This window comes from Arthrobacter sp. 260, assembly GCF_013116745.1.
Taxonomy (GTDB): domain Bacteria; phylum Actinomycetota; class Actinomycetes; order Actinomycetales; family Micrococcaceae; genus Arthrobacter_D.
This window is the reverse complement of the sequence record NZ_JABFOE010000001.1, coordinates 1-23,438: the sequence shown is the minus strand read 5'-3', so window position 1 is coordinate 23,438 and position 23,438 is coordinate 1. Positions and strand designations below refer to the sequence as shown.

Genomic DNA, 23,438 nt, shown 5'->3' with positions numbered 1-23,438 from the left:
ATTTCGTTGGCCGCTTTTCGAACACCGGTGCGGGTGAACTAAACCTCTTCGACAGAACTTGGCTCGGCCCGTGACAGGTCGATACCCAGTTCCTCCGCGGCCCGGAAGACTTCTTCATCCGAGTCACGCATCTCTATCGTGGTTCCGTCGGTGGAGAGTACTTCCACGTTCAGGCACAGCGACTGCATTTCCTTGATCAGCACCTTGAAGGATTCGGGGACACCCGGTTCTGGGATGTTCTCGCCCTTCACGATCGCTTCGTAGACCTTCACGCGGCCGTGGATATCATCCGACTTGATCGTCAGAAGTTCCTGCAGCGTGTAGGCGGCGCCGTAGGCCTCGAGGGCCCAGACTTCCATTTCACCGAAGCGCTGTCCGCCGAACTGTGCCTTACCACCCAGCGGCTGCTGGGTAATCATGGAGTACGGTCCGGTCGAGCGTGCGTGGATCTTGTCGTCCACCAGGTGGTGCAGCTTCAGGATGTACATGTAGCCGACCGAAATGGGGTCCGGGAACGGTTCGCCGGAGCGGCCGTCAAAGAGCAACGCCTTGCCGGAACCGCCGATGAGGCGCTTTCCGTCGCGGGTTTCCCGGGTGGAGTTCATCAGACCGACGATTTCGTCCTCGGTTGCGCCGTCGAAGACGGGGGTCGCAACGGTGGTCGAACCGCTTTCGCGGGGCAGGTTCGGGAGGTTCTTCAACCATTCCGGCTCGCCATCAATCTTCCAGCCCTGCTTGGCCACCCAACCGAGGTGGATTTCCAGGACCTGGCCCACGTTCATGCGGCCTGGCACGCCCAGCGGGTTGAGCACGATGTCGACGGGGGTGCCGTCTTCCATGAACGGCATGTCCTCGATCGGAAGGATCTTGGAGATGACGCCCTTGTTACCGTGACGACCGGCCAGCTTGTCACCGTCGGTGATCTTGCGCTTCTGTGCCACGTAGACGCGGACCAGCTGGTTCACGCCGGGGGGCAGTTCGTCGTCGTTGTCGCGATCAAAGATGCGCACGCCGATGACCGTACCGGACTCGCCGTGGGGAACCTTCAGGGAAGTGTCGCGGACTTCGCGGCTCTTCTCACCGAAGATGGCCCGCAACAGGCGTTCCTCCGGGGTCAGTTCGGTCTCACCCTTGGGTGTGACACGGCCAACCAGGATGTCGCCTGCTTCAACCTCGGCACCGATGTGGATGATGCCGCGCTCGTCCAGGGCCCCCAGGACCTCTTCGGAGACGTTCGGGATGTCGCGGGTGATTTCCTCGGCACCAAGCTTGGTGTCGCGGGCGTCAACCTCGTGCTCCTCGATGTGGATCGAGGTCAGGACATCGTCGGAGACGATGCGCTGGGAGAGGATGATCGCGTCCTCGAAGTTGTGACCTTCCCAGGACATGAACGCGACGAGCATGTTCTTGCCCAACGCGAGCTCGCCCTGGTCGGTTGAAGGACCGTCGGCGATGATCGTGTTGTATTCAACGCGGTCACCGTCGGCAACCAGCACGCGCTGGTTGTAGGCGTTGCCCTGGTTGGAACGGGCGAACTTCATGATCGGGTAGTTCGTCTCGGTGCCGTCGTCGTTCAGGATGCTCACCATGTCGGCTGAAACTTCCTTGACCACGCCAGCCTTGACAGCGGTGACTGCGTCGCCGGCGTCGACTGCCGCGTTTTTCTCCATACCGGTGCCCACCAGGGGACGCTCGGAGCGGAGCAGCGGGACGGCCTGACGCTGCATGTTCGCACCCATGAGGGCACGGTTCGCGTCATCGTGTTCCAGGAACGGGATCATGGCCGTGGCCACCGACACCATCTGGCGCGGGGAAACGTCCATGTACTCGACCTCGATGGCCTCGACCAGCACAGGCTCGCCTGAACCACCGCGGGTACGCACCAGAACCGTAGGTTCGATGAAGTTGCCCTTGTCGTCGAGCGGGGCGTTTGCCTGAGCAATCAGGCGCTCCACCTCGTCGTCGGCGGTGAGGTAGTCGATCTGCTCGGTCACGATGCCGCCAACTACCTTGCGGTAGGGGGTTTCGATGAAGCCGAAGGTGTTGATGCGTCCGTAGGATGCCAGCGAACCGATCAGACCAATGTTCGGGCCTTCAGGGGTTTCAATGGGGCACATACGTCCGTAGTGGGACGGGTGAACGTCTCGAACTTCCATGCCTGCACGGTCACGGGACAAACCGCCCGGGCCCAGCGCTGACAGGCGACGCTTGTGCGTCAGACCGGCCAGTGGGTTGTTCTGGTCCATGAACTGCGACAGCTGGGACGTTCCGAAGAACTCCTTGATCGCAGCGACGACCGGACGGATGTTGATCAGGGTCTGGGGCGTGATGGCCTCAACGTCCTGGGTGGTCATCCGCTCACGGACAACGCGCTCCATCCGGGACAGGCCGGTGCGGACCTGGTTCTCGATGAGCTCGCCGACCGCACGGATACGACGGTTGCCGAAGTGGTCAATGTCGTCGACCTCGACGCGCAGTTCGACGTCGCCGCCGTCGCGCTTGCCGGTGAGGGTCTTCTCATTGGCGTGCAGGGCTACCAGGAACTTGATCATCGCGACGATGTCGTCGATGTTCAGGACCGAGGCGTCCTTGTCGTCAAGGCTCTTGTCGATGCCGAGCTTGCGGTTGATCTTGTAACGACCAACCTTGGCCAGGTCGTAGCGCTTGGGGTTGAAGTACAGGTTGTCGAGGAGCGTCTTGGCGGCCTCGACCGTGGGTGGCTCTCCCGGGCGAAGCTTCCGGTAGATGTCCAGCAACGCGTCTTCCTGCGTTTCGGTGGTGTCCTTCTCCATGGTGGCGCGGATGGAGTCGTACTCGCCGAAGGTCTCGAGGATCTGGCCCTCGGTCCAACCCAGTGCCTTCAGGAGCACAGTGACTGACTGCTTGCGCTTGCGGTCAAGGCGGACGCCGACCTGATCACGCTTGTCGATTTCGAGTTCGAACCAGGCGCCACGTGACGGGATGATCTTCGCACTGAAGATGTCCTTGTCACTGGTCTTGTCGGCGGTGCGCTCGAAGTAGGCGCCCGGCGAACGGACCAGCTGTGAAACGACGACACGCTCGGTGCCGTTGATCACAAACGTGCCCTTCTCCGTCATCAACGGGAAGTCGCCCATGAACACTGTCTGCTGCTTGATTTCGCCAGTGTTGTTGTTCATGAACTCGGCCTTGACGTACAGCGGGGCCGCGTACGTAGCGTCGCGGTCCTTGCACTCGGCCATGGTGTACTTCGGATCGGCGAACTCCGGCTCCGAGAAGCTCAGGGACATGGTGCCCTGGAAGTCCTCGATGGGGGAGATCTCTTCAAAGATGTCAGCGAGACCGGATGTGGAGGCCACACCCTGGAGTTTCTGTTCCAGAGCTTCCTGCACGCGCGCCTTCCAGCGGTCGTTTCCAACCAACCAGTCGAAACTGTCAGTTTGGAGCGCGAGGAGGTTAGGAACATCCAGCGGTTCGTGAATCTTTGCGAATGAAAGCCGGGGGGCGACGCCGTCGGCGTCGACCTGGCTGGTAGCGGTTGCATTATTAGAGGTGCTCGAGGCGACCAAGAGGGATCCTTCCACAGACCTTCGGCTTGTTCAGCTATATCCGCCCTCTTTGCACTGCCGCCGCGTATCAACGCGGGGATTGTGTGTGCGAACCAATTGCCTGCGGTCATACCGGACAGTGAATCTGCCGTTAAATGAGTAACGCAAGACAAAGCCCACCGCTATATGAAGGCCGAGGTTAAGAGGAAAGACGCAAATATCTACTGTACTGCAGAGCGCCCATCCTGTCCAGCCCGGGTGTGGTATACGTGATCCGGGTCAACCCATCCCGGTCAACCTGCCTGGGTCACCCAGATCAGGAGCATGGTCACCAGGAACCCGGTGAGGAAGTTTAGCCTGATGAAACGCCGCCATCCCCGGTTGGCGGTTTCGCAGTCCTCGTCGCTGAGATTCGCGAACGGCAGGATGCTCAGGATGTAGGGCAGGGCCAGCAGCCCACCCAGCGTTGCCGGCCAGGGCACTAGCAGCATGAGCAGTCCGCTCAGCAGATAGGCGACGGCGGCGAAGCGTACTACGGCGCGTGCCCCGAGGACCGTGGCAATCGAGGCGATGCCGCCTTCTCGGTCGGCCTGGATGTCCTGCACCGCGCCGAACGCCTGGCTGGCGACTCCCCAGAGGAAGAACGCTCCCAGCACCGCCCAGAGGCCGACGTCGAAGGTGGCGCCAGCAAGCACCAGCCCGAACACGGCAGGGCTTACGAAGTGGGTACTGGACGTGACCGAATCGAGGAAGGGGCGCTCCTTGAACCGGAGTCCCGGAGCGCTGTACGCGATCACCGCGAACACGCTCACCGCGAGCACCAGCGCAGACAGCGGGTTGCCGAGCAGCAGCAGTGCCACCAGGAACGGGACATTCGTCACCACAGCAGCCCACAGCGTGACGCGATGGAAGCGGCGGTCCAGGACAGCACCCTCCACCCCACCCTTGCGGGGGTTCCGGAGATCCGACTCGTAGTCGAAGACGTCATTGATGCCGTACATGGCCAGGTTGTAAGGGATCAGAAAGTACAGCGTCCCCAGCACGAAGGCCAGGTCGATGGACCCGGTCGTGAGGAAGTAGGCGGCTGCAAAGGGGAACGCCGTGTTCACCCAGGAGACGGGGCGGGAGGAGACCAGCAGCATTTTCATGGTGCCGGACAGGCTGGTCCCGGCGTGGGCGCTCATGGGTGGCTCCGTTCAGCCGGGGCCGAAGTGGCCGATGGCGTGAAGAGGGTCCACAGCGCGGGCAGAAGCACCACCGCCGCGAGGGGGTAGGCAAAGTCCTCGAGGGGTGCGACTCCCACAAACACGCCGGAAATCCAGTCGGGGTTGTAGCCGAAGAACCCCAGCCGGATCATCAGGTTGTCGAAGACGGCTGTAAGGAGGAGCAGAATGACAGCAGACAGGGTTACCGCCCACCATGACAGGGTGGCTGCACCCGCGCCGGGTCCAGCCCCGGCGACAGCGGAACGGGCACGACGGCGGGAGCCCACCTCCGCCACGATGGCGACGACCGTGACGGGGACCAGGAAGATGGCGTTGAGTGTCCAGTAGGTCACTGAGCCACCTGCGTTCGCGAGTCGACGATCCGTTTCATCAGCAGGTACAGGTTCATGGCCATCCAGCAGAGGAAGGCCAGGAAGAACAGCTCCTCCAGCGGAAGCTCGGGGGCGAGCATAACGCCGATCATCAACTCGGAATCCCCCTTGTAGAAAATGTCCGACCCAATGCCGCCGAGGTCCCAGGCCAGGAAGAACGCCACCCCCAGCGCGAGGACCAGGGCCGCCCGGCGCGGCGCTGCCCAGAAAAACAACCCGTACCGGTAGTCCATCAGGGCCGCGCAGGCCAGTCCGCCCAGCAGGGAGATCAGGTAAAGCGCTGAGATCATTGCCGGGCCTTGCGATCGGCGGCCCCTGATCCAAGCACCGGGGCAACCAGTGGTTCAGCCAGCGGGCCGGTGCTGGTGTCTGAACGCAGCCGCTTGATCAGCAGTTCGGCGCTGATCAGGCACATGGGGATGCCGATGCCCGGAATGGTGGAGCTGCCCGCGTAGTAGAGTCCCTCGACCTTGCGGCTCTTGTTGCGGCCCCTGAAGAATGCGCTCTGCTTGAGAACGTGTGCTGGGCCAAGCGAGGTGCCCTGCCAGGCGTTGAAGTCCCCCACGAAGTCCTGCGGCCCGTAGGTGCGCCGGACCACAATGCGGTCGGCGAGATCGGGGATATCCGCCCACTTGCTGATCTGGTCGATCACTGTGTCGGCGAGGCTTTCGATGCTGCTGTCCCCCGCGCCGTCGATCCCGCCGGCTCCCAGTCCGGGGTCAGCAGGCAGCGGCACCAGCACGAAGACGTTCTCGTGCCCCTCTGGGGCCACACCGGGATCGGTGGCACTTGGCCGGCATACGTACAGCGATGCGGGGGTCGGCACCGAAGTGGTCTTGCCGAAGATCCGGGAAAAATTGTCCTCCCAGTCAGCAGTGAACAGGAGGGTGTGGTGTTCCAGTTCAGGCAGTCCGCCTCTGACGCCCAGATACATCAAGAGGGCACTGGGCCCAGCCGTCCGCCGCGACCAATACTTCTCCGGGTAGGTCTGGTCGGCGGGTTGCAGGAGCTGTGTTTCCGCATGGTGCAGGTCGTTGGCTGCGATCACCGTGTCCGCGGCAGTGGTGTGCACGGTGCCGTCGGCCGCGACCCAACGGACGCCGGTCACCCGCGCCTTCTGGGACCGTCCGTCACCGGGCAGGGTGAGGATTTGCTCTACCCGGGCCCCGGTGATGATCTCGACGTTTCGATTCCGGGCCTGTGAGTCGATGGCTTCGGTCAGCCGGGTGAACCCACCCATCGGGTACAGGACCCCGTCGTCGAGGTCCAGGTGGCTCATCAGGTGGTACATGCTGGGCGCTTCGAACGGGGAGGTGCCCAGGAAGACCGCCGGGTATCCGAGGATCTGGCGCAACCGGTTATCAGTCACCGTGGCGGCGGCGAGCCTGGACAGCGGCTGCAGCAGCAGGCGGACCAGCTTGGGGACCCGGCTGAGCACATCGGGGCGGAGCAGCGGCAGGAATGACTGGAAGGTGGTGTAGAGGAAACGCCGGGTGGCCATGGTGTAGGTCTCGCCAGCCGAATCCAGATACTTCTCCAGTGCCTCCCCCGCGCCCGGTTCGATGTCATTGAACAGCTTGACGACGTCGGCCCGCTCAGCAGGAACGTTGATGGGCTGGCTGTACCCCTCGGAGTACACCCGGTACCCCGGATCAAGCTTGACCAGGTCCAGCTCCGCTGAGGCGCTGGTGCCGAGCAGTTTGAAGAAGTGGTCAATCACCTCGGGCATCAGGTACCAGGACGGGCCGGTGTCGAACCTGAACCCGTCGCGCTCCCACAGGCCTGCACGCCCGCCCGTGGCTGCCTGCTTCTCCAGCACTGTGACGTCATGGCCCTCCTCGGCGAGCAGTGCCGCCGATGCGAGGCCAGCAATCCCGCCGCCGATGACTACTACCTTCCGGCGTGGGCCGTTCACTTGGCTGTTCAGGGGTGCGTGGGAGTTCATGGCAGCCTTCCGGTGGTCATCAGAGTGTTTCATCAGGCTGCGGGACACTGCCCGCCAGCGCCCGGGCGGCGATCCGGAGTTTCACCGGGTTCGGCACCCGGACCCGCGTCGAGAGGAGTTCCTCGGCAGGAGTGTTGCGGAGTCGAGCGGAGAGCTCGGCGAACAGCCCCTGGGCCAGGGCGACGGCGCGACGGCTGGACCCCGGCAGGTCCCGAAGGGCCGCGGCGGACACGGAAAGGTCAGCGGCGATGTCGTCGAGGAGCCGGTTCTTGTCCGCTTCACCGAAGTTTCCGGGCCTGATGCCAGGGAAGTAGCTGCGTCCCAGGGACTCGAAATCGTCGGCAAGGTCGCGCAGGAAGTTGATCTTCTGGAAGGCAGCGCCCAGCCGGCGGGCTCCATCAACGAACTTTTGTTCCTGGGCGGCGGTTGGCTGGGGCACTTCCCGATACAGGAAGCATTTCAAGCACATGAGTCCTACCACCTCGGCTGAGCCGTAGACGTACTCGTCGAAGGACTCCTGGGTGTGCTCGGTGCGGTCCAGGTCGGCACGCATCGAGGCGAAGAAGGGACGGGTCAGCTCGGCGGTGATACCGGTTTCCCGTGCGGTGTTGGCAAAGGCGTGGACCACCGGGTTGGCGCTGTACCCTGCGGCCATGGCCCGCTCGGTCTCACTCTCCAGACCGTCGAGCAACTCACGCGTCTGGTCGGGGCTGAGCCCGGCGGCGGCGGCAGCGCCGTCCACCACCTCGTCGGCGACCCGGACCAGTGCATAGACCGTCTCGACGTGCTGGCGGACGTCGCCGCCCAGCAGTCTGGAGGCCAGACCAAACGAAGTGGAGTAGGACTTGATTACCACCGCCGAGGTGCGGTGCGTGACGGAAGTGTAGAACGCAAGAGCGTCGCGTGGCTGCATGGGGGTTACCGCACCCTCGCCAGGACGGCCGTGGCAACCGGGGCCAGCCCGTCACGCAGTTCGGCCGGGACGTGGGAGGCACCCAGGTGGTCCTGCGCCCGCTGTGCATAGTCGCCGGCCAGGGACACCACGTGATCCAGTGCCCCGCTGGACCGCAGGACTCCACGGATCTTTTCTGCCCCGGCGGCCGAGAGCTCCGGCGATCCGACCAGCGAGGAAATCTGCTCCCATTCGTCCCGCTGGGCAACGTAGGAGATCAGGGCGGTCCGTTTGCCTTCCCGCAGGTCGCCCCAGGTGGTTTTCCCGGTGGTCTTCTCGTCGCCAAACACGCCGAGAATATCGTCGGCCAGCTGGTAGGCGATCCCCACGTCCCTGCCGAAGTCGCCGAGTGAGTCGATGACCGCCTCATCGGCGCCCGCCAGCACGGCGCCAGCCTTGAGCGGGCTTTCAAAGGAGTAGACGGCCGTTTTGAGCCGCGCCATCTGGAGGGTTTCCTCGGACGTAGCCGTCTCGGAGGTTGAGGCGTCGACGTCGAGCAGCTCCCCCGCCGCCGAGGCAAACACTGCGTCATCGAGGAGCTCGCCGAGCCGTTCCCGGGTAGCGGGGTCCGTGCGGACGCCGTCGAGCAAACGGTGCGCACTGGACAGCGCCAGGTCGCCGGCGATCAGCCCCATCGACAGTCCGCGGTGCGCGGCGTCGTCGGGCGCGAGGCCTGCATCCTCAGCCAGCAGGCGATAGGTACCCGAAACGTTGGGGATCCCCCGCCGGACAAAATCCCTGTCGATCACATCGTCGTGGACGATCAGTGCTGTGTGGAGCATCTCGAAGGACGCCGCCACCAGTGCTGCGGTGGCCCGGTCGGTTCCGGACAGGCAGTCGTAGGCGGTCATCACCATGCGCGGGCGGAAGCGCTTCCCGCCAGCTGCACAGTTCTCGAGTGTTTCCCACAAGTGGTGGTACGTGGGACCGAGGGTCGCGGCACGGGCCTTCGAGCGAGCGAAACTATTTGCGAGGACACTTTCCACCTGCTCCAAGCCACGGGAGTCGACCAGCAAGGTTTCCATGTCCATAGGTAAAGTAAACACTGACCCCGCATTCATTAGCTAAACGACTTTGGTCAGAAAGCGGTCAAACAGTGCTTGTAACAGACGGCAGTTCCGGATCCGGTGCTGAACTGGTGGTGCTCGTTGACGAATCCGGCACTCCCACCGGGACCCAGGACAAGGCGGAGGTGCACCACACGTCGACGCCGCTGCATTTGGCCTTCTCCACCCACGTGTTCGACGACGACGGCAGGATCCTCGTGACCCGCCGGGCGCTGTCCAAGCGCACCTGGCCGGGGGTCTGGACCAACTCGTTCTGTGGGCACCCCGGGCCGGGCGAGTCCACCGTCGACGCGATTGCGCGGCGGGCGGACTACGAGCTGGGGATCTCCGTGACTGACCTCTCCCTGGCGCTGCCGGATTTCAGGTACCGGGCGGTGGACTTCTCGGGCGTTGTCGAGAACGAGATCTGCCCGGTGTACACCGCGCGCGTCGTAAGCCCCCTGTCCCCGCGGGACTCGGAGGTCAGCCAGTGGGAGTGGGTTGACCCCCACCAGCTCGTGGAAGCGGTCCGTCTCACTCCCTGGGCCTTCAGCCCCTGGCTGACGCTTCAGCTTCCGCAGCTCTACCCTGCAGGGTAGTCCCGCCGGATCGGTCGTCCCACTACCTGGCCGCCGGGCGGAAACGCTTCGCCCAGCGCTCCCACGGCGGTGAGACCGTCCAGTGCAGCGCGATCGTGCGGAAGGCACGCACGAAGCGGCGTCGCAGGTCGGCTCCCCCGATGAGCGCCCGGGGTGAAATCCCGACACGCAGCGAGAAGTCGCACGCCGTCCGATGCCCCGGAGCCAGCGCAAACGCGAGGTCGACGTCGTCGTGTACCTCGGGGTCGGCCGAATGCACGCGGGCACGCACCGCTTCCCACACCTCGGAGCGGAGTGCCATATTGGAACCGAACAGCGGCCAGTGCGCCATGGCGGCCCCCATCAGGACCAGGTAGGCCCGCATGTACAGCAGGTCTGCGGCAGCGGCCCGCCATCGGGAGACGTCGTAGAACTGTCCTGGTCCGGTGAGGGCGGCGAGCCCGGCGTCGTCGGCGAAGCGGGTGGCGATCTTCTCCAGCCAGTCAGCTGACGGCATCGAGTCTGCATCGCACCGGACAATGATGGTGCCCTGCGCCGCATTGTAGCCAGCTGCTGCGGCCGCTCCGATTCCGATCACAGGTTCGGTGACTACCCGTGCCCCGTGGGCCTTGGCGATCGCGACTGTCGAGTCGGTTGAACCATTGTCGACCACGATCACCTCCAGCGGCTGCCGGGTCTGGGCATCGAGAGCCCGCAGACACAGGGCCAGAAGGTCACCGTCGTTGCGGCACGGGATGACCACTGAAAGCGTTGGGGGCATGCCATTGATACTAGGGTGTTTTACATGATTGACGATCTACTTCGACCTCCGTCAACTGCCTGGGGGGTGGCGGCCGACCTGGTCCGCCTAGCGGCTCTGCTCAGCGTCATCGCGGTCCTGCTCTGGTGGGGGCCAGTTGAATTTGCAGTGCTTTTTCTGGTGCTTGGCGGAGTCCTCGTGTCCAGGATGGTCCAGGTTGACCCCCGGATCGATGCGGCCTACGGGATGGCACTCCTCGTGGCGGCCTGGAGCGCCGTGGTCGACCTGTACGAGCGGATCTCCTGGTGGGACCTCGTCATCCATACGCTTGCCACAGCTGCCATTGCGCTCATCGCCTACCTGCTGCTGCTGCGGATGCGGTATCTCCCTCGACCTGGCCCGGGCCGCCGGGCCGCGACAGGAGTCACGATCATCACCCTTGCCCTCGGCCTCAGCCTCAGCGTGGTGTGGGAGTTTGCCGAGTGGGCCGGAAACAAATACATCACCAATGAAATCAATGTGGGCTACGAGGACACATTGGGTGACATTGCTGCCGGTGGGTTCGGCTCATTGGTGGCCGGGATGGCGCTGGCATCAACGCTGTCCCGGAGCCGTCACCCAATTTCAGTTAATGCTCACTAGCTGAGCTGGGCCGGACAGAGTAGCCTTGACGCAACTGCTTCAAAGACGAAAGTGAGCGTTCCCCTCGATGAACACTGAAGAAAAGTCACCGGCCGACGTCGTCATCGTCGGGGGTGCGCGAACCCCGCAGGGCCGCCTCAACGGGCAGCTGTCCTCCTTCACGGCTGTTGATCTGGGTGCCATGGCCATTGCCGGCGCTCTGGAAAAGGCAGGGGTTGACGCCGGCTCGGTACAGGCAGTCATTATGGGCCATGTGATCCAGGCCGGGTGCGGTCAGAACCCTGCACGCCAAACCGCGCTCAAGGCGGGCATCGGCTGGGACGTCCCCACCGTGACCCTCAACAAGGTCTGCCTCTCAGGCCTCACCGCCGTCATCGATGCCGCCCGGTTGATCCGGAGCGGCGAGGCGACGGTGGTCGTCGCAGGCGGCCAGGAGTCAATGACCCGCGGCCCGCACCTCCTGCCGGGATCCCGGCAGGGCTGGACCTATGGCAACATCCAGGCGATCGATTCGGTGGCCAATGACGGCCTCACCGACGCGTTCGACAACGAGTCGATGGGCGCGTCGACCGAACGGGGCAACGGCAGCCTTGGCATCAAGCGGGAAGATCAGGATGCCGTCGCTGCAGCATCGCACCAGCGCGCCGCCGCCGCCATGGAATCCGGCGTGTTCGACGTCGAGATTGTTCCGGTTTCTGTCCCCCAGCGCAAGGGGGATCCGGTGGTCCTCACCCAGGATGAAGGAGTTCGCCCGACGACGACAGTCGAGTCCCTGGCGGGGCTTCGCCCGGCCTTCGACAAGGCAGGGTCGATCACTGCAGGTAATTCGTCGCCACTCTCCGACGGTGCCGCAGCACTCGTGCTCACCACCAGGGCTCACGCGGAGGAGCATTCGCTGACCATCCTGGCGGTCGTGGGGCAGCCTGGTCAGGTGGCCGGGCCGGATAACTCACTGCACTCGCAGCCATCCCGGGCCATCGAGCAGGCCCTTGGCCGCGCTGGCTGGGAAACCTCGGACCTTGACTTCGTCGAGATCAACGAGGCGTTCGGCTCGGTGGCGTGCCAGTCGCTGAAGGACCTGGACTATCCGCTGGAGAAGACCAACATCCATGGCGGTGCGATTGCCCTCGGGCATCCCATTGGCGCCTCGGGAGCGCGTCTGGCGTTGCACGCGGCGCATGAGCTGGGCCGCCGCGGCTCGGGCAAGGCTGCCGTGTCGCTGTGCGGTGGCGGCGGACAGGGTGAGGCGCTGCTCCTGTACCGCAACTAGGCGGCGAGGTGGTCACCCCGGGTCCGACAGCCCCGGGTGATCACCTCAACCGGGCACAACGAAGCCCCGGACTCGTGGAGTCCGGGGCTTCTTTGTGTAGAGCTGAAAAGCCTACTTCAGGGTTACCGTCGCGCCAGCGGCCTCGAGGGATTCCTTGGCCTTCTCGGCAGCTTCCTTGGTTGCGCCTTCCAGCACAGCCTTGGGGGCGCTGTCGACAACGTCCTTGGCTTCCTTCAGACCCAGTGAAGTCAGGGCACGAACTTCCTTGATCACTGCGATCTTCTTGTCGCCTGCTGCTTCGAGGATAACGTCGAAGGAATCCTTCTCCTCTTCAGCAGCTTCGCCTGCGCCGCCGCCGGCGGGTGCAACTGCAACTGCAGCAGCGGTGACGTCGAAGGTCTCTTCGAACAGCTTGACGAACTCGGAGAGTTCGATGATGGTCAGTTCCTTGAAAGCTTCAATGAGCTCTTCGTTGGTGAGCTTCGCCATGGCGAGAGCCTTCCTTCCTATAGTGGTGCCGTGCATCGAAGGTGATGCCTGGTACCGGAGTTTGGTGGATGAAGAGAATTACTTCTCTTCAGGCGCTGCGGCAGCTTCGGGAGCGGCCTCTGACTCGGCGGCCGCGGGTGCAGCTGCTTCCTCTGCAGCAGGAGCGTCAGCGGCTGGCGTCTCTGCTGCTGCAGGCGCTCCACTTTCCTCCTCTTGCTTGATGCGCAGGGCATCGAGGGTGCGGGCAAGTGCCGCCATGGGTGCTTGCAGCACTCCGGCAACGCGGGCCAGCTGAAGTTCACGCGACTCGAGAGCAGCGAGAGCCTTGACACCGGCTGCGTCGAGGGCTTTGCCCTCAAAGACACCGGTCTTGATGATGAGCTGTGGGTTGGACTTCGCGAAATCCGTGAGGCTCTTTGCCGCCGCGATGGCGTCACCCTTGATGAAGGCGATTGCAGTTGGTCCGGCGAGCTGGCTGTCGAACGCGTCGATGCCGGCTTCCTTGGCTGCAATGCCCGTCAAGGTGTTCTTGACGACAGCATATTTGGTGTCCTGGCCGAGTGAACGGCGCAGTTCCTTGAGCTGTGCGACGGTGAGCCCGCGGTATTCGGTTAGGACTGCAGCATTTGAGTCTTTGAAATCGGTGACGATTTCCTCAACTGCGCTTACCTTGATTGCGGTTGCCATAACCCTCCTTCCGGGGAATTGATGCCGGCTGTGACTGCCCCAATAAAAAACGCCCCGCGCAGATGCACGGGGCTTGATTCAAAACTACGGCCGGGCCGTCTATTTGAGAAGCTTCGTTCACCTGCGCTGGCCGCCCTGTTACGGGAACCTTCAGACGCATGCCCCGAACCTCACACAGGAAACCTGCAAGCTGAGGGTGGGATACGCATCGACCGACGGTCTTTGGTTCTTCAAGGGTACGTCACGGTCCGGAAAGTAGCCAAATCCCCTCGCCGGGCCGCGCCACTCGTGCGGCCCAGGCCAGGGAAGTGGCCTACTGCGAGGCTGTACCGCCGTCGCCGGGCTTCTTCTGCCACGCGGCGGTGTACCCGGCTGGGACGAATCCCATCTGGACGTTCACGGCCAGCATGTGGGCGTTCTCCTCGGCGTTCCAGGTGTAGACCCGCTGGGCGTTCGGCCATACCGCCGGCACGTCCAGAAGGTTCGCGGCCTTGAGCCACATACCCAACCGCCGGCCCCGGTGTGCCCGGAGAACCAGCGTGTCGTCCTGTGAGACCACCTCGGGTTTCGCCGGCTGGTATTCAAGGATGGTGTGACCGGCAAGCAACCCGGTGGGACGGTGGCGGACGGCCCTCACCAGGGAGAACCCGCCGGTTCGCAGCAGACGCTCCTCCCCCTCACGGATTCGTGCCGTATCCCACACCTCTTCCTCCCAGTCGAGATCCCCCATCGGCACATCGGTGCTCATCGTCTGGCGCAGGAGAGCGTACTGCTCCACCAGGTCGTCGGGGCAGTGATCCTGCCATCGCACCAGTTCGTAGTCCGGGCCTGCCGCGGCCTGCGCGGCCTGGGCAAGGGAATCCGCCTGGGGCAGGGAAGTCGCGAGATCCAGCACACTGCACCGGTCGATCTGCGCCAGCTGGAATCCGTTCCGCAGGGCCAGCGCGGTCGTCGCGCTGTTCCGGGGGAATGCTCCGGCGCCCGTCGCGGGGACCAGCACCTTGTCCGGCGTCAGATCAAACCCTGCTGGCTCGTCAGTCCACGCCATGATGGTCGAGCGGCCGATCCCTGCTGCGTGATCCTCAAGGGCGCGGTACAGCCGGGAGCCGATTCCCTGCCCGCGATAGTCGGGATGCACTTCAACGAACACGTAGCAGGTGCCTAGGTTGTCGGTCAGCGGGATATCGATGATGCCCTTCCCGACGACGCTGTGGCCATCGCGCGCCACAAACATCACGCGCTCCTCGTAGTCGCTGGGCTTCGAGGACTCATACCGCGCCTGGGGACTGTAATAGTGGTCGTCATTCCCCCAGAGCACGCGCTCGATAAGGTTGCTCAGCTCAGCGGCGGCGATAAAATCCGCGGCGCCCGGAAGGTCAAGGGATGACGGGCGGGGGAGAACGTCGATGGTGATCGCTGAGGTTTTCATGATCAAAGTCTAGCCCAGTGATTGGCAACTGCCAATCACTGATTTGCCTGATGGACTCAATGGTTAAACGGCGAAGGGCCGCAGCTGTGCGCTGCGACCCTTCACTTGTTCAGCAATGAAGCTGTGGATGCCGGACGGCGTCCGGTACCTTATGCGTCGGCAAGAACCTTGGTCACGCTTGGGTCCACGGTGATGCCGGGACCGAAGGTGGTGGAGACAGTTGCCTTCTGGATGTAGCGGCCCTTCGAAGCGGAAGGCTTCAGGCGCAGGACCTCTTCCAGTGCTACCGCGTAGTTCTCGGCGAGCTTCTGCACATCGAACGACACCTTGCCGATGATGAAGTGCAGGTTGGAGTGCTTGTCCACGCGGAAGTCGATCTTTCCGCCCTTGATGTCGGTGACAGCCTTGGTGACGTCGGCGGTAACCGTGCCGGTCTTCGGGTTGGGCATGAGGTTACGGGGACCCAGTACCTTACCCAGACGGCCAACCTTGCCCATGAGGTCAGGGGTGGCCACGGCGGCGTCGAAGTCGACCCAGCCGGCGGCAACCTTCTCGATCATGTCATCGGAGCCAACGAAGTCGGCGCCGGCGGCGATTGCCGCTTCAGCCTTTTCGCCGGTTGCGAAGACCAGGACGCGCTTGGTCTTGCCGGTGCCGTGAGGAAGGTTGACGGTGCCGCGGACCATCTGGTCTGCCTTACGTGGGTCAACGCCCAACCGGAATGCAACCTCGACGGTTGCGTCGAAGCTGGAGGGGTTGGTTTCCTTGGCCAGAACTACTGCCTCGAGCGGGGCGTACTGCTTGTCTGCCTCGATCTTGGCTTCGGCCGCCTTATATGCTTTGCTGCGCTTTGCCATCTGCTTTTTCTCCTTATGCAGTTGTGGTCTGCGGACCGCGCGGGCCCTGCCACACTCCGACGTCCGATTCCGCCTGACTGGCGGCCTAAGACGTCTACGTTTTGTTGTTTGGGGTGCACGGTGAATTGCTCTGCCGTGCGGTGGGTGGAAAGGGTTAGCTTTCTACCGTGATGCCCATTGAGCGGGCGGTGCCAGCGATGATCTTGGCAGCAGCCTCGATGTTGTTGGCGTTGAGGTCTTCCATTTTCATGGTGGCGATCTCGTTGACCTGGTCCTTGGTCAGCTTGGCAACCTTAACGGTGTGCGGCGTGGCCGAGCCCTTGGCAACTCCGGCAGCCTTCTTGATGAGCTCGGCGGCTGGAGGGGTCTTGGTGATGAACGTGAATGAGCGATCCTCATACACAGTGATTTCAACGGGGATGACGTTTCCGCGCTGTGATTCTGTCGCAGCGTTGTACGCCTTGCAGAATTCCATGATGTTGACGCCGTGCTGGCCAAGTGCTGGACCAATGGGGGGCGCCGGGTTGGCAGCGCCTGCATTGATCTGCAACTTGATCAGGCCGGAGACCTTTTTCTTGGGGGCCATGAAGGGTCCTTCTTTCACATTACGTCCACAGGACAGGAGCGTCCCATGGGTTGTTGGTCACCATGGCGTGATGACCTACCGCACCACCTGGGCTAAGCCGGCCCTGGCGGTACGAAGCTTGGTTACTGCAGCTTGGTGACCTGGCTGAACGAAAGCGTCACCGGAGTTTCGCGTTCGAAGATCGATACCAGGACAACAAGCTGCTGGGACTCCGGCTTGATCTCGGAGATGGTGGCCTGCAGCGTCTCGAATGGGCCTTCGTTGACCGTGACCGGCTCGCCGACCTCGAAGTTGACCGTTGCTGGTGTCAGCTGGTTCTTCGCTGGCTTACCGGATTCGGGGTCGGTGTGGACAACCGTGTGTTCCAGCATGGAGAACACTTCACCCAGGCTCAGCGGGACGGGGTTGTGGGCGTTGCCCACGAAACCGGTGACTCCCGGGGTGTGGCGGACGGCGCCCCACGATGCGTCAGTGAGGTCCATGCGCACCAGGACATAACCCGGGATGCGGACCCGGTTGACGATCTTCCGGGTGGTGTTCTTGATCTCCACCACTTCTTCCATCGGCACCTGGATCTCGAAGATGTGCTCTTCCATGTCCAGGGTCTGGATGCGGGTTTCGAGGTTCGCCTTCACCCGGTTCTCGTACCCGGCGTAGGAGTGAATGACATACCAGTCACCCTCCTGGCGGCGGAGCTTGGCCTTGAAGGCTGCTACCGGATCTTCGGCTTGGACTGCTTCTGCAGCGGCTTCGTCAGCTTCAAGAGCGTCGCCGTCAGCGGCATCTCCTTCAGCAGCGTCTTCGGACGAGGAGGCACCGTTGTCGTCAGAGTCGTCGGAGGAGGCGTCCGCAACAGCGGAAGCCTCACCATCGACGTCGTCTGCAACGGTCTCGGTCTCGCTATCTGCCGGGGCATCACTGTCAACCGGGGTCGTTTCGACACCGGAATCAGCTACCTGATCCTCGTTCTCCAGATCATCCTCAACAGAAGTGATCTGCCGTTCGAGTTCTTGCTCGGACACCTAGCCGCCTGCTTTCTAAGATTCATCAGCTTCGTTTACTGCATTACCGTGCGGGTCCAGCTATGCGCCGCCGAAGACCCACACCGCAGCCGTCCCGAACAGGAAGTCCAGGGCGGTCACGATCAGCATCATGATGATCACGAAGACCATCACGGTGATGGTGTACCGCACGAGTTCCTTGCGGGTCGGTACGACTACCTTCTGGAGTTCAGAGATAACCTGCCGCACGAAGAGGATGATCTGGCCGAAGAAGCCCCGCTTGGGAGCCTTCTTGTCGGAAGGGCTACCCTGTGAGCTGCCCGCAGCCGTTTCGGTCACCTTCAACCTCTTCCATCTGTGTCGGTTTCTGAAGTCCGCAAAGGACTTTATATTTACGCCTAATGCGCAGGGCAGACAGGACTCGAACCTGCAACCTGCGGTTTTGGAGACCGCTGCGCTACCAATTGCGCCACTACCCTATGGAGAGAATCCGCCGATCCCGCTGCGCTGGCGCAGGCATGGACCATCATGGCGATTTCAACACCGAGGAACAAGTCTACGCAATCACTGCCCCAACGTCGAACCGGCGTGCCTTGGCTTCCGGAGCAGGCCCAGATCGCGGCTACCGCCTAAGCTGGGATGACGTCACAGTCCACAGCACATCGACCCTAAGGGAACACTATGACTGCCACCCCTGACGCCACCACACCTGATGCCCCGGCCGCGCCTTCGCGGCGAATTTCGCAGCGGATCGCTGCGATCGCGGAATCGGCCACCCTGGCGGTCGATGCGAAGGCCAAGGCACTGAAGGCTGCGGGCAGGCCAGTCATCGGGTTCGGTGCCGGTGAACCCGATTTCCCGACCCCTGACTACATTGTCCAGGCAGCGATCGACGCGGCCCGGCAGCCACGCTTCCATCGGTATTCCCCTGCCGGGGGCCTCCCCGAACTGAAGCAGGCCATTGCCGAGAAGACCTTCAGGGACTCGGGTTACACAGTCGATCCGTCCCAGGTGCTGGTCACCAACGGTGGCAAGCAGGCCGTGTACGAGTCCTTCGCCACCCTCCTCGACCCGAATGATGAGGTACTGGTACCCACCCCGTTCTGGACCACCTATCCCGAGGCCATTCGGCTGGCTGGCGGTGTTCCGGTGGAGGTCTTCGCCGGACCGGAGCAGTCCTACCTGGTCACTGTCGACCAGCTGGAGGCGGCACTGACCCCGCGTACCAAGATCCTGCTGTTTGTTTCCCCCTCCAATCCCACGGGCGCGGTCTACAGCCCGGAGCAGGTCAAGGAGATTGGTGACTGGGCTGCCGAGCGGGGGCTGTGGGTGGTGACTGACGAGATTTACGAGCACCTCACGTACGACGGCGTCCCCTTCACCTCGATTGCCACGGCCTCTCCCGCCATCGGGGATCGGATGGTGATCCTCAACGGGGTTGCCAAGACCTACGCCATGACCGGTTGGCGGGTGGGCTGGATGATCGGACCGAAGGACGTGGTCAAGGCGGCCACCAATCTCCAGTCCCACGCCACCTCCAACGTGTCGAACGTGCCCCAGATGGCCGCGCTGGCCGCCGTCGCCGGCCCGCTGACCGCGGTGGATGAGATGAAGGTGGCGTTCGACCGGCGCCGGAAGGCAATGGTCGAGGGCCTCAACGCGATCGACGGCATCGAGTGCCCGGTCCCGAAGGGCGCCTTTTACGCCTACGCCGACGTGCGCTCACTGCTGGGTCGCGAACTGGCCGGTGTCCGGCCGGCGACGTCGGCGGAGCTCGCGGCGCTGATCCTCGACAAGGTTGAGGTTGCGGTGGTTCCGGGTGAGGCCTTCGGGCCCAGCGGTTACCTTCGCCTCTCCTACGCCCTGGGCGATGCCGACCTGGCCACCGGCGTCGGCAGGCTCCAGGAGTTCCTCGCGACCGCCCGGTAGCGCTTAGAGGTGTCGAACGTGGCCGTCACAGCAGGCGCCGCTCCGCCGCCCACCGAGTGAGTTCGTGGCGCGAGGACAGCTGCAGTTTGCGGAGCACCGCTGACACATGGGTCTCGACCGTCTTGATGGAGATGAATAGTTCCTTCGCCACCTCCTTGTAGCTGTACCCGCGGGCGATCAGGCGCATCACCTCAAGCTCACGGGCGGAAAGTCGGTCGAGCTCACTGTCCACCGATGCCACCGCCGCAGTGCCGAAGGCGTCCAGCACAAACCCGGCCAGGCGCGGCGAGAACACAGCATCGCCTGAGGCAACCCGGAGGACGGCGTCCGAGATTTCGGCGCCGGAGATGGTCTTGGTGACATAACCGCGGGCACCGGCCCGGATAACGGTGACCACGTCCTCGGCTGCGTCCGAGACGCTCAGCGCCAGGAACTGCGTTCCGGCCAGCAGCGCCGTGCACCCAGCGATCACCTCGGCTCCCCCTCCACCGGACCCGCCGGGCAGATGCACATCCAGCAGGACAACCTGTGGCCGGTGCTCGTGAATGGTGGCAATTGCCTCGGCCACCCCCGCGGCTTCGGCCAATACGGTGATTCGGCTGTCCAGGTCAGCGCGCAGCCCGGAACGGAAGATGGCATGGTCATCAACCACCACAACGGTGACCGGCTCCTGGGTAGTGTTCACTGCGCTCCATCCGCGACATTTTCGGGCATAACCAGTTTAACCTCGGTGCCCTCGGCGTTGCTCCTGATGGAAACGTCGCCGCCGTGGCGGTGCATCCTGCTGTACAGGGAGACCCGTATTCCCATCCGGTCAGCGGGAACCGCGTCAGGGTCGAAGCCGCTCCCCCGGTCCCTGACAAAGATGGTGGAACCGGTGGGGCCCGCCTCAAGGTAGACGGAGATATTGCCGCCGGCGTGTTTGGCAGCGTTCAGGACCGCCTCCCTTGCTGCCTGCGCCAGGACTTCCTGCTGCGCCGACAACTCGGTATCGCCCACTACCACCACGTTGATCGGGGTGCCGTAGCTGTCCTCGATCTCAGCCGCCACAGCGCGGATTCGTTCGGCAAGGTTCCCGGACTGGTGGGTGGCGTCGGCGTACAGCCAGTTCCTCAACTCCCGCTCCTGGGCACGGGCCAACCGGATGACGTCCTGCTCCGAGCCTGCCCGGTTCTGGATCAGGGCGAGGGTCTGCAGCACCGAATCGTGGAGATGGGCGGCTATTTCCGCCCGCTCGGTCTCCCGTGCCCGCCCTGATCGCTCGGTTTCGAGATCCCGCCAGAACTTCAGCCCCCAGGGCGCCAGCACCAGGAAGACGCCGGCCAGTACGGCACCCGTCGCAATCAGGGTGGACCAGGTGATCTCCCAGGCAATGGAACCGGAGACCAGGATCAGCACTCCGACGGTGACCAGCAGTAGCCCGGCGACGAGACGCGCCAGGCCACCGGCCTGCGAGGCGCCGGCGCCGTTCATCAGGCCAGCGCGGCGGCTCTCATCCAGCTGGGTCCAGGCCAGGACAGCCCCGGCCGCGACTACCCCCACCGGGAGCAGCGTATCCAGTGGCAGGTTGGCGCCGAGCTGCTGGGCAATCGCCACCGCCGCGACCAGCAGGAGCGCCGTGCCCAGCAGTACCTCACGTTTGCCGATCCAGGACTGGGTGCCGTTCTGGAGACCGTCCGGCTGGCCAGTCGTCGCCGCGCGGGTGCCCTCCGCCTGCTCAGGGGGCTTCGGGAAGGTCAGGCGCGGACCTACCGGGGTGGGTCCCTTGCGGAGCTGTTCTTCCTGGGTAGGAACCAGCACCCACAGCCACCCGTACAGGAAGATCCCGGCCCCGCCGGCGAGCGCCAGGCCCACCATCCCGATCCGTGCCACATTCACGCTGACACCAAGGTGGGCGGCCAGTCCCGCGCAGACACCGGCGATCATCGCGTCATTGGAACGGAGCAGGGCTTCTCGCATACCCCCAATCCAAACACGATCACTGCCGCGTCGGGGTGGGATTCAGGGAAAGACCCGCACCGTTCAGGGGCAGGTCAGGGTAGGCCCCGATAGCAACCGCCCTCTACGGCCGACAGGATTGAGGTATGAACTCGCATCAGGACCCGAATGATCCCCGGCCGGAGCAAACGCCGGAAACGCCACAGGACCCCGGTGAGTCCTCGACCGGGGAACCACCCTCGTCGCCCGGGAGGACTGGGGACGACCCCGCTCCCCCAACTCTCCCCGCCGGGCAGACCCCCGCCACCGAACAACTGCCCCCGCAGGCCACCCGTCCGTCGTCGTCGACATCTTCGTCGTCGTCGTCCTCGGCCTCACCCACCAACTTCTTTGGCTGGCTCCGTGGCCTCGGCGTGATCAGGGGCGAGGACCGCTGGATCGGCGGCGTCGCGAGCGGCGTCGCCACCCGGACCGGCCTGGACCCGGTCCTGATCCGCGGTGGGTTCGTCCTGCTGGCCATCTTCGGCGGAGTGGGGATCCTGCTCTACGGCCTCGCCTGGGCACTCCTGCCCGAACCTGACGGACGCATCCACCTTGAGTCCGCAACCCAGGGAAGCTGGACCTCGGGAATGACCGGCGCACTGATCCTGACCATTGCGGGGATCGGGCGCCCCAACTTCCCCTTCTTCGTCGACGACGGTGGTGGCGGAGCGTTCTTCTGGACCATCTTCTGGGTCGGTGCGATCGTTTTCGGGATTTATGTAGTAGTCGCCATATCGAACAAGAAGGCGGACGATTCCGGGACCACCAGTGCAACCCACGCCGGCGCGGCCCACACGCTAGCCACCGACAAGCCGGGACAGGCCCGCCGTTCGAGCACCCTCACTCCACCCCCGTTGTACTCCGAGCTTCCACCGCTCCCCGCACCACGGAACAACCCACCCGCGCCGCGCAAACCCTCCATCCCCAAACCAAGCGGGGCCGAGCTGGCCCTCTACCTTGGAGGCGCACTCATCGCCGTCGGCGCGGTACTCGCCCTCGATTACACAGGAATTTTCAGCCTCGGCAACGCCGCAATCCCGGTGGCAATCGCCGCGGGCCTGATCCTTCTGGGGGTGGGCATCGTTGCCCTGGGGCTACGCGGTCGTACCTCGGGCTTCCTCGGATTCATGGCGGGGGTCGGCATGGTGGCCGCGGTCGTGACCGGTTCCACCTTCGCCACCGGAGCACTCACTGTCGGCAGCAGCGCCGTCTGGTCCGCCACCACTGAGGGGCCGGCCAGCGAGGGATACACAGTGGTAGCTGGCCAGGGCACGATCGATCTCAGCAACCTCACCGCCCTCGACGAGGACATCGTGATCCCGGTGAACTCGCTCGCCGGCAACGTCGGCATTCTGATTCCCGACGACGTCCCGGTCGAGGTGCGATCCTCGATCGCCCTCGGAGCGCTCAGCACCGTGGACAACGGCCAGGAGGCTACGGCCGGCGGCATGTGGCACCCGGCCCAGATCGACCTCAACGAGAATGCCTCCGGACCCTCGATCATCCTTGAGATCCGAGGCGCAATGAGCCACACCACCGTTGCTGCCAGCCAGACTGAACTTGAAGACGTAGGAGGTATCTCGCGATGAGCACACCTGAGCACACCACCAGGAACAACAACGACGGCGACAGGTCAGTCCGCGCCGGAACCGTGGTCTGGGGGCTGATAGCGATCGCCGTGGGTGTCTTGGTGCTGTTGTCGCAGCTCGTCGACATCAACCTGGACACCGGCCTGGTCCTGATGGGTCTGCTGGTCGGCACCGGCGTCGCCTTGGTGGTTGGCGGCCTGGTCTCGATGGCCAACCGCAAATAGTGCCGGGCAGCTCTCAACCATTCATTCGTCGACTACCGAAACGGGTTAGCCTTAACCATGGACAAATTCTTTGAAATCCTCCGCAAGTCCCCTATCAAGCGTGCACCGGGCGGCTGGCTCGGTGGGATCGCCTCAGGCATCGCCGCCCAGTTCAACTGGCCGGTGGCATATGTCCGGATTGGCATTCTCCTCAGCTTCCTCCTCCCGTTCGTCAGCATCCCCATGTACTTCGTACTCTGGCTGCTCCTGCCCAAGACCGATGGCACCATCGCCCTGCAGAAAATGATCGCGAGCAACTAGGGCGTGTCTGCTAAACATCCGGCTTGCCGTGTTTCAAGCTGGATAGATGC

24 protein-coding genes and 1 tRNA gene are annotated in these 23,438 nt (G+C 63.8%); 7 read left to right on the top strand and 18 right to left on the bottom strand.

Going from position 1 to position 23,438, the window contains the following annotated elements:
• Window positions 1-38: 38 nt before the first annotated feature.
• The 7 genes from rpoB to HMI57_RS00095 all read right to left on the bottom strand — a co-directional run bounded on the left by rpoB (window position 39) and on the right by HMI57_RS00095 (window position 9,052).
• A complete protein-coding gene (gene rpoB, locus HMI57_RS00125; protein WP_171583897.1) occupies window positions 39-3,548 on the bottom strand; it encodes a DNA-directed RNA polymerase subunit beta in 3,510 nt (1,169 codons plus the stop codon).
• A gap of 272 nt (window positions 3,549-3,820) precedes the next feature.
• Complete coding sequence (locus HMI57_RS00120) at window positions 3,821-4,711, bottom strand: prenyltransferase (RefSeq protein ID WP_171583896.1); 891 nt, start codon at window positions 4,709-4,711, stop codon at window positions 3,821-3,823.
• Window positions 4,708-5,085 carry a lycopene cyclase domain-containing protein gene (locus HMI57_RS00115; protein WP_171583895.1) on the bottom strand — a complete coding sequence of 126 codons (378 nt, stop codon included), beginning with the start codon at window positions 5,083-5,085 and terminating at the stop codon, window positions 4,708-4,710. The genes HMI57_RS00120 and HMI57_RS00115 overlap by 4 nt, the downstream gene beginning before the upstream one ends.
• Window positions 5,082-5,414 carry a lycopene cyclase domain-containing protein gene (locus tag HMI57_RS00110; RefSeq protein WP_171583894.1) on the bottom strand — a complete coding sequence of 111 codons (333 nt, stop codon included), beginning with the start codon at window positions 5,412-5,414 and terminating at the stop codon, window positions 5,082-5,084. Before HMI57_RS00110 ends, HMI57_RS00115 begins: the two co-directional genes overlap by 4 nt.
• On the bottom strand, window positions 5,411-7,069 hold the full coding sequence (gene crtI, locus HMI57_RS00105; protein WP_171584297.1) for a phytoene desaturase family protein: 1,659 nt from the start codon (window positions 7,067-7,069) through the stop codon (window positions 5,411-5,413). Before crtI ends, HMI57_RS00110 begins: the two co-directional genes overlap by 4 nt.
• 19 nt (window positions 7,070-7,088) lie before the next feature.
• Entirely contained in the window at window positions 7,089-7,982 is an 894-nt protein-coding gene (locus HMI57_RS00100; protein WP_171583893.1) for a phytoene/squalene synthase family protein, read from the bottom strand.
• 5 nt (window positions 7,983-7,987) lie between these two features.
• Window positions 7,988-9,052 carry a polyprenyl synthetase family protein gene (locus HMI57_RS00095; RefSeq protein ID WP_171583892.1) on the bottom strand — a complete coding sequence of 355 codons (1,065 nt, stop codon included), beginning with the start codon at window positions 9,050-9,052 and terminating at the stop codon, window positions 7,988-7,990.
• A gap of 65 nt (window positions 9,053-9,117) precedes the next feature.
• On the opposite strand from HMI57_RS00095, the gene idi reads away from it, so the two are divergent.
• Window positions 9,118-9,666: an isopentenyl-diphosphate Delta-isomerase gene (gene idi, locus HMI57_RS00090; protein ID WP_171583891.1), complete on the top strand. Its 549-nt coding sequence runs from the start codon at window positions 9,118-9,120 to the stop codon at window positions 9,664-9,666.
• 22 nt (window positions 9,667-9,688) lie between these two features.
• Here the strand turns inward: idi and HMI57_RS00085 are convergent, their stop codons facing one another.
• Entirely contained in the window at window positions 9,689-10,426 is a 738-nt protein-coding gene (locus HMI57_RS00085) for a glycosyltransferase family 2 protein (protein WP_171583890.1), read from the bottom strand.
• A gap of 24 nt (window positions 10,427-10,450) precedes the next feature.
• Between HMI57_RS00085 and HMI57_RS00080 the strand changes: the two genes are divergently transcribed.
• Window positions 10,451-11,047: a hypothetical protein gene (locus HMI57_RS00080; protein WP_171583889.1), complete on the top strand. Its 597-nt coding sequence runs from the start codon at window positions 10,451-10,453 to the stop codon at window positions 11,045-11,047.
• A gap of 67 nt (window positions 11,048-11,114) precedes the next feature.
• A complete protein-coding gene (locus HMI57_RS00075; protein ID WP_171583888.1) occupies window positions 11,115-12,317 on the top strand; it encodes an acetyl-CoA C-acetyltransferase in 1,203 nt (400 codons plus the stop codon).
• Between the two features lie 111 nt (window positions 12,318-12,428).
• Here the strand turns inward: HMI57_RS00075 and rplL are convergent, their stop codons facing one another.
• The 8 genes from rplL to HMI57_RS00035 all read right to left on the bottom strand — a co-directional run bounded on the left by rplL (window position 12,429) and on the right by HMI57_RS00035 (window position 17,845).
• The gene (gene rplL / locus HMI57_RS00070) at window positions 12,429-12,806 is read right to left on the bottom strand and encodes a 50S ribosomal protein L7/L12 (protein WP_171583887.1); all 378 of its coding nucleotides are present in this window, start codon (window positions 12,804-12,806) and stop codon (window positions 12,429-12,431) included.
• 78 nt (window positions 12,807-12,884) lie between these two features.
• On the bottom strand, window positions 12,885-13,493 hold the full coding sequence (gene rplJ, locus HMI57_RS00065; RefSeq protein ID WP_171583886.1) for a 50S ribosomal protein L10: 609 nt from the start codon (window positions 13,491-13,493) through the stop codon (window positions 12,885-12,887).
• Between the two features lie 313 nt (window positions 13,494-13,806).
• On the bottom strand, window positions 13,807-14,922 hold the full coding sequence (locus HMI57_RS00060; RefSeq protein WP_171583885.1) for a GNAT family N-acetyltransferase: 1,116 nt from the start codon (window positions 14,920-14,922) through the stop codon (window positions 13,807-13,809).
• 149 nt (window positions 14,923-15,071) lie between these two features.
• Window positions 15,072-15,779 carry a 50S ribosomal protein L1 gene (rplA, locus tag HMI57_RS00055; RefSeq protein WP_171583884.1) on the bottom strand — a complete coding sequence of 236 codons (708 nt, stop codon included), beginning with the start codon at window positions 15,777-15,779 and terminating at the stop codon, window positions 15,072-15,074.
• Window positions 15,780-15,933: 154 nt separating this feature from the next.
• Window positions 15,934-16,365 carry a 50S ribosomal protein L11 gene (gene rplK / locus HMI57_RS00050; RefSeq protein ID WP_171583883.1) on the bottom strand — a complete coding sequence of 144 codons (432 nt, stop codon included), beginning with the start codon at window positions 16,363-16,365 and terminating at the stop codon, window positions 15,934-15,936.
• A 122-nt stretch (window positions 16,366-16,487) separates the two neighbouring features.
• Entirely contained in the window at window positions 16,488-17,387 is a 900-nt protein-coding gene (nusG, locus tag HMI57_RS00045; RefSeq protein ID WP_171583882.1) for a transcription termination/antitermination protein NusG, read from the bottom strand.
• A gap of 60 nt (window positions 17,388-17,447) precedes the next feature.
• The gene (gene secE / locus HMI57_RS00040) at window positions 17,448-17,705 is read right to left on the bottom strand and encodes a preprotein translocase subunit SecE (protein WP_171583881.1); all 258 of its coding nucleotides are present in this window, start codon (window positions 17,703-17,705) and stop codon (window positions 17,448-17,450) included.
• A 67-nt stretch (window positions 17,706-17,772) separates the two neighbouring features.
• Window positions 17,773-17,845 (bottom strand) — tRNA-Trp (locus HMI57_RS00035).
• Window positions 17,846-18,047: 202 nt separating this feature from the next.
• Between HMI57_RS00035 and HMI57_RS00030 the strand changes: the two genes are divergently transcribed.
• Window positions 18,048-19,295: a pyridoxal phosphate-dependent aminotransferase gene (locus HMI57_RS00030; protein ID WP_171583880.1), complete on the top strand. Its 1,248-nt coding sequence runs from the start codon at window positions 18,048-18,050 to the stop codon at window positions 19,293-19,295.
• 25 nt (window positions 19,296-19,320) lie between these two features.
• Here the strand turns inward: HMI57_RS00030 and HMI57_RS00025 are convergent, their stop codons facing one another.
• Together HMI57_RS00025 and HMI57_RS00020 are read right to left on the bottom strand one after the other, a co-directional pair.
• Window positions 19,321-19,980 (bottom strand): response regulator transcription factor, encoded by a 660-nt coding sequence (locus HMI57_RS00025; RefSeq protein ID WP_171583879.1) that lies wholly within the window; start codon window positions 19,978-19,980, stop codon window positions 19,321-19,323.
• On the bottom strand, window positions 19,977-21,254 hold the full coding sequence (locus tag HMI57_RS00020) for an ATP-binding protein (protein WP_171583878.1): 1,278 nt from the start codon (window positions 21,252-21,254) through the stop codon (window positions 19,977-19,979). Before HMI57_RS00020 ends, HMI57_RS00025 begins: the two co-directional genes overlap by 4 nt.
• A 125-nt stretch (window positions 21,255-21,379) precedes the next feature.
• On the opposite strand from HMI57_RS00020, the gene HMI57_RS00015 reads away from it, so the two are divergent.
• The 3 genes from HMI57_RS00015 to HMI57_RS00005 are packed head-to-tail and all read left to right on the top strand — an operon-like array spanning window position 21,380 to window position 23,388.
• Window positions 21,380-22,864 (top strand): PspC domain-containing protein, encoded by a 1,485-nt coding sequence (locus tag HMI57_RS00015; RefSeq protein ID WP_171583877.1) that lies wholly within the window; start codon window positions 21,380-21,382, stop codon window positions 22,862-22,864.
• Window positions 22,861-23,088 carry a hypothetical protein gene (locus HMI57_RS00010; protein ID WP_171583876.1) on the top strand — a complete coding sequence of 76 codons (228 nt, stop codon included), beginning with the start codon at window positions 22,861-22,863 and terminating at the stop codon, window positions 23,086-23,088. The genes HMI57_RS00015 and HMI57_RS00010 overlap by 4 nt, the downstream gene beginning before the upstream one ends.
• 57 nt (window positions 23,089-23,145) lie before the next feature.
• Window positions 23,146-23,388, top strand: a complete 243-nt coding sequence (locus HMI57_RS00005) for a PspC domain-containing protein (protein WP_171583875.1) — start codon at window positions 23,146-23,148, stop codon at window positions 23,386-23,388.
• The last annotated feature ends 50 nt before the right edge of the window (window positions 23,389-23,438 follow it).